The organism is Endozoicomonas sp. ONNA1 (genome assembly GCF_024606325.1).
Lineage (GTDB): Bacteria > Pseudomonadota > Gammaproteobacteria > Pseudomonadales > Endozoicomonadaceae > Endozoicomonas_A.
Genome location: NZ_JAHHPN010000509.1, coordinates 1 through 5,643, shown reverse-complemented (window position 1 = coordinate 5,643; position 5,643 = coordinate 1). Strand labels below are relative to the sequence as shown.

Below are 5,643 nucleotides of genomic sequence, written 5' to 3'. Positions count from 1 at the left end.
CTGCCATTGGTGCTCTTACTGAAGCCACCCATGCAGGCTTTAAACGTAGCGACGAAAAAATAGAACAGTTAGAATTACTCATCCGTCAACGCCTCCCCAACAACTAACACGCCACCCAATGATAAAATCCGGTGGATTGCCTGTTGGCAACCACTGATTTAAAGGCTATGCCGCTGAATCGAGTCTTGTCAGTCTTCCATGTAACTGAACAAGGTTATTGAACTTCTGTCCCCAATACGATTTGGAATCATCCTTCACCCTGCCCGATTTCATGTAATAAAACGGGTTCCCTCTATCATGCTTATCTAAGAATTCCAGTAACACTCTGCGAGTGGTCGTTCTGCTGACGATCACTATGAAAATGGGCATGGCTACGTTCTCAGACTATAAGATAAGACGACGCTGAGGTTGGACGTTCGCTGTCGTTCGAGTCTGGATGTTGAGCTAAAGCCAGAGGGTGAGTGACAGGGTGGTGATTATCTTGAATACTTATCCTTACCACTAAAATGTACGCAATTTCCGTAATTCTGCTACGTTCCGCTATTGACTCTGCTCCAGTGAAGGTAAAGAATGTGTCCTCCCGGGGCTACCTAATCAGGTGAATTCGGGGGTTTATGCGACAATCCGGGGGACTTATCCATTCCCTGATCAGAGCATTCCTTGGAATGCTGGCAGATGAGCCTTGCCGGGCGTCATGTGCCAGATTCCTGACCCTACCCATACAGGAATGTTGAGGCCTTGAGTACAGCGTTTGTTGCTTTGTACGCTGTGAAAAAAGAGAGGCCGGAGTCCCTAACCGCTCAGGCAGCATGGGCTGTTCATGAGCATTAGCTCAACGGCGTCAAGCCGATTCATTTCTAATAATTAGTACTGCCGAGGGTAAGCAAACGTGGAGCTTTTATCCGGCGCGGACATGGTGGTCCGTTCGTTGGCTGATGAAGGGGTAGAGTATATATACGGGTATCCTGGTGGAGCCTTGTTGCACGTCTACGACGCGATCTTCAGACAAAAAGCCGTTACCCATATTCTGGTGCGCCATGAACAGGCAGCTACCCATATGGCTGACGGCTATGCTCGGGCTACAGGTAAGCCCGGAGTTGCGCTGGTGACATCAGGACCAGGCGCTACCAATACGATCACTGGTATTGCCACCGCCTATATGGATTCTATTCCCATGGTGGTGATTTCGGGTCAGGTACCGTCCGGCTTTATCGGGACTGACATGTTCCAGGAAGTGGATATGGTGGGTATCTCCCGACCTATCGTCAAGCACAGCTTCCTGGTGAAGAAAGCTGAAGATATTCCAGAGGTTATCCGCAAGGCTTTCCATCTTGCCCAGACCGGGCGGCCAGGTCCTGTGGTGGTTGATATTCCCAAGGACATTACCGACCTGACAAAGAAATACGAGTACAAGTACCCGGAAAAGGTCAAAATCCGTTCTTACAACCCGCCTGCCAAGGTCATAACGGGCAGATTCGCAAAGCGGTTGAACTGCTGATGAAAGCTCGCAGACCGGTTATTTATGCCGGTGGTGGTGTGGTTTTGGGACAGGCATCAAAGTTACTGACAGAACTGGCCAGAAAGCTGGACGTGCCTGTCACCAATACTTTGAACGGTCTGGGGAGTTTCCCGGGGTCTGATCGTCAGTTTGTCGGAATGCTGGGAATGCATGGCAGCTATTGTGCCAACAAAACCATGCATCAATCCGACCTGATTCTGGCGGTGGGTGCCCGTTTTGATGACCGGGTGACCAATAATACTGAAAAGTTCTGTCCGGACGCCAAGATCATCCATATAGATATAGATCCGGCCAGCATTTCCAAAAATGTTGTGGCCGACATCCCCATCGTGGGACCGGTCGATGCTGTTCTGGAAAACATGCTCTCTCAGTTAGACGAGTATCAGGGTTCTCAGGACAATGCCGCTCGGGCAGAATGGTGGGCAAGCGTTGATTCCTGGAGAGAAAAAGGCCTGTTTACTTATGAGAAAGCTGACGACATTCTCAAGCCCCAGCAGGTGATTGAGTCTCTTTATCAAGTTACCAAAGGTGATGCCTTTGTGACCACCGACGTAGGTCAGCATCAGATGTTTGCTGCCCAGCACTATCGTTTTAACAAGCCGAATCGCTGGATCAGCTCCGGTGGTCTTGGCACCATGGGTTACGGCCTGCCAGCGGCCATGGGTATCAAATTGTCCTTCCCTGAGGAACAGGTGGCCTGTGTGACCGGTGAAGGCAGTATCCAGATGAATATTCAGGAACTGTCAACCTGCCTGCAATATGATTTGCACCTGAAGGTGATTAACATCAACAACCAGGCGCTGGGTATGGTACGACAGTGGCAGGATATGCAGTACGACAGCCGTTACTCACACTCCTACATGGAGTCTCTGCCTGACTTCGTTAAACTGGCAGAGTCTTATGGACATATAGGTATAAGGGTCACTCGCCCGGAGGAGCTGCTGCCTGCGATGGAAAAAGCCTTTTCTCTGGAAGATCGTCTGGTATTTATGGACATTCAGGTTGATCCCAATGAGCATGTCTATCCGATGCAAATCAAGGATGGCGGCATGTGTGACCTCTGGCTCAGCAAGACGGAGAGAACCTGATGAGACGGATTATCTCTGTACTGGTAGAAAACGAGCCGGGCGCCTTGTCACGTATTGTCGGGTTATTTTCCCAGCGTAATTACAACATTGAAACCCTGACCGTTGCGCCTACTGAAGATGAGACGTTGTCTCGTCTGACAGTGACCACTTCCGGTAATCCACAAGTGATTGAGCAGATCACCAAGCAGCTCAACAAGCTGATTGATGTCGTTAAGCTGGTGGATTTGACCGAAGGCCATCATGTTGAACGTGAACTGATGCTCATTAAGGTACGTGCAAGCGGCCCACTGAGAGCTGAAGTAAAACGCACTGCGGACATCTTCAGGGGGCAGATAGTCGATGTCACCAGCTCGGTTTATACCATTCAGCTGGCCGGTACCCAGGACAAACTGGATGGCTTTATTGCCGCTATCGGTCAGACTCAGGTGCTGGAAGTGGTTCGTAGTGGTACTACGGGTATCGCTCGCGGCGAGAAAGTTTTGAGTTTGTAACGCTTTTATTAACTCATTTCTTACTGATACCTCTTCGGCTCTGACCGGAGAGGTGTTCTGTTCCACAGGGCTCCGGCGTTTGGGCAGACCATCCCGCATGGTCACGGCTGGACATCCTCGCCGATTATGATAAGGTCACAAGTTTGCTGCCCGGCTGTGGTATCTGGATTTGTGATCCTGCAGTGCTCTGGCATTTCTGCAGAGTTTCCCGCATGGCCGGGGCTGGCCATCCTCGCTGATTATGGTCTCGTCACAGGTTTGTTGCCCGGTGTGGTATCTCAATCTATGATCGCTCAGTGTTCTGGCATTTGTGAGGATAGCCCCGCATGGCCGCAGCTGGCCATCCTCGCAGATTAGGGTCTCGTCACAGGTTTGTTGCCAGCTGTGGCAGCTGCTTCTGTGAACTGACAGGGCTCTGGCATTTGGGCAGACCCTCCCGCATGGCCGCAGCTGGCCATCCTCGCCGATTACGGTCTCGTCACAGGTTTGTTGCCCGGTGTGGTGTCTGCTTCTGTGAATCGTCAGGGCTCTGGCATTTGGGCAGACCCTCCCGCATGGCCGCCGCTGGCCATCCCGACCGATGACGGTCTCGCCACAGGTTTGTTGCCCGGTGTGGTGTCTGCTTCTGTGAATCGACAGGGCTCTGGCATTTGGGCAAACCCTCCCGCATGGCCGCCGCCGCTGGCCACCCTCGCTGATTACTATCTCCTCACAGATTTGTTCCCCGCTATGGTGACATCTGTATCTATGACTTGACAGGGCTCTGGGATTGTTAAAAGCCCTCCCGCATGGCCGCAGCTGACCATGTTCGCCGACTATGGTCACGTCACAGATCATTCGCCCGCGTCTCGTAGTGTTAACGAAAGAGCTCGTTTGTGAGGAACCGATGCCAGAGGGCTCGTTATGAGGAGCTCGTAAGTCCCGATGTGCCCCTGCGTTTGCTGTAAAATCCGGTGATTGTGCTAAAAAATACAGGCTTGCTCTGCAATATGGGCAGGTTTTCGCTGACAGTTGTGAAGGGCTCAAAAACACCTTTCGTAAACAGTCTGTGTCAATTTGCTGCGAACAACAGGGGGTAACAGTCACATTTTTAAACGTCATAAAGCATATAGGGCACTCACCTGCTCCAACCAGATCTTCTTTAACGGGTGGTGGTCGGAATCGACAAACGCCATGACAGTTATCTACGTAACAATTGAAACCGAAAGTATGCTGCTGTTGTTGTTCGGGGTTTTCGCTACCACCGCCAGAGTCAGAATGCGGGTAACTTGTGACAATGCCTTTAACTTGGGTGTTTGTCCCTGAGGTTTGCTGGGTGGATAAGTTGGATGACTGGCCTTGTTTTGGGTTATTTCTGGGACCAAACGTCATGGTGTTGATCGCAAACGGGTGATCCTGATTCGCCTCTGGTTGTCCCATGGGGTTAAACATCGGTGAATTGAGGTTCCAATAGCTGTTTAACAGCGAGCCAACAGCGATAAACGTTTCTAAAGTTAGCCGGGAATAAGTTTTGAAGTCTGGAGAGGTGTCATTGGTGGTCAGAGCCAGTTCATAAGCAACCAGCAGCGGAGTGGCACAAAGCAATTGCCACGAAATCGACTCAATAAGGGTTGTTGTTAATCCGTAACCATTAAGTCCATGTCGTTTGTCATCAGCCGGAAAATCCGGGTCGTTGAAACCGTTTGTACCCTCAATGTCCGGCGAGCTGCCCGACAATGTATTCAGGTCGGGCTTTATAGAAAAGATATGATCCGGAGAAACTGAACCACGATCCGGCACAAATTCGACAACAAAACGTCCTGTTAGGTTTTCGGCCTTGCAAATGACAGACAACGGGAACAACAACAAAAGAAACACCGTGGAGAGGGTTTTGTTCATCGTTAAATCCATACATTTTTATCCAGCTATGTGCAAAGTAGCCTAACAACAAGATAAGTATGCATTCCTGACCTCTTCCAATATGAAATGAGCGTGCATCTGGCCGATTGTTCAGGATTATGGGCTTAAGATAATCATGCACAAGGTTGATCAAAACCCTTCGGCAGGTCGAGGCATCAGTTCAGTAAGCTCTTAACATCGAAGCAGAGCACGACTCAAAAGAATCAGTAAACAGTCGGCTACAACCGCTCTCAAATCGGGATGGTCTGCTCATTTCAAGAAACTTGTTTTTGAGCAGCATTTCTAACGCTTATCCTTTTTAAAAGCAGCGGTTTTAAAGTTATCTATACTGGTCTGCAGAATAAATCAGGCATTGGACGTTTCGATGGTTAGAGACCGAATTGGACAGCATAGAATTTTAAAGATACTCATCGTTTTTTTTGTGCTTTTTGGGCACAGTCATTTACAGGCCGGCACAAAAACATTCAGATGCACCTTAGCAGGTCTGAGCATGGCGGTATTTACGTTTATGGTATTGTGGGATGCTTCTACTATGGAAGATGACCGGAAAGAGCGTCAAGCCCAGTACTTCTAGTGCTGGGAAGGATAGCTCGGAGTCCGATAGGACTCCTAATGCGGTCTATCCTGCTGTTCGATGTATTGCTTA

General features: G+C 49.8%; 2 protein-coding genes and 1 pseudogene. 2 read left to right on the top strand and 1 reads right to left on the bottom strand.

Translation table 11 applies throughout. The annotated features are described in order from the left end of the window. The first annotated feature begins 889 nt into the window (after positions 1-889). Positions 890-2,607 (top strand): annotated as a pseudogene (locus tag KDK19_RS11490) (acetolactate synthase 3 large subunit). Then, complete coding sequence (gene ilvN / locus KDK19_RS11485; protein WP_257275023.1) at positions 2,607-3,098, top strand: acetolactate synthase small subunit; 492 nt, start codon at positions 2,607-2,609, stop codon at positions 3,096-3,098. Before KDK19_RS11490 ends, ilvN begins: the two are co-directional and overlap by 1 nt. A 135-nt stretch (positions 3,099-3,233) precedes the next feature. On the opposite strand, the gene KDK19_RS11480 is transcribed toward ilvN, so the two are convergent. Then, complete coding sequence (locus KDK19_RS11480; RefSeq protein ID WP_257292002.1) at positions 3,234-4,988, bottom strand: hypothetical protein; 1,755 nt, start codon at positions 4,986-4,988, stop codon at positions 3,234-3,236. Positions 4,989-5,643 lie beyond the last annotated feature (655 nt).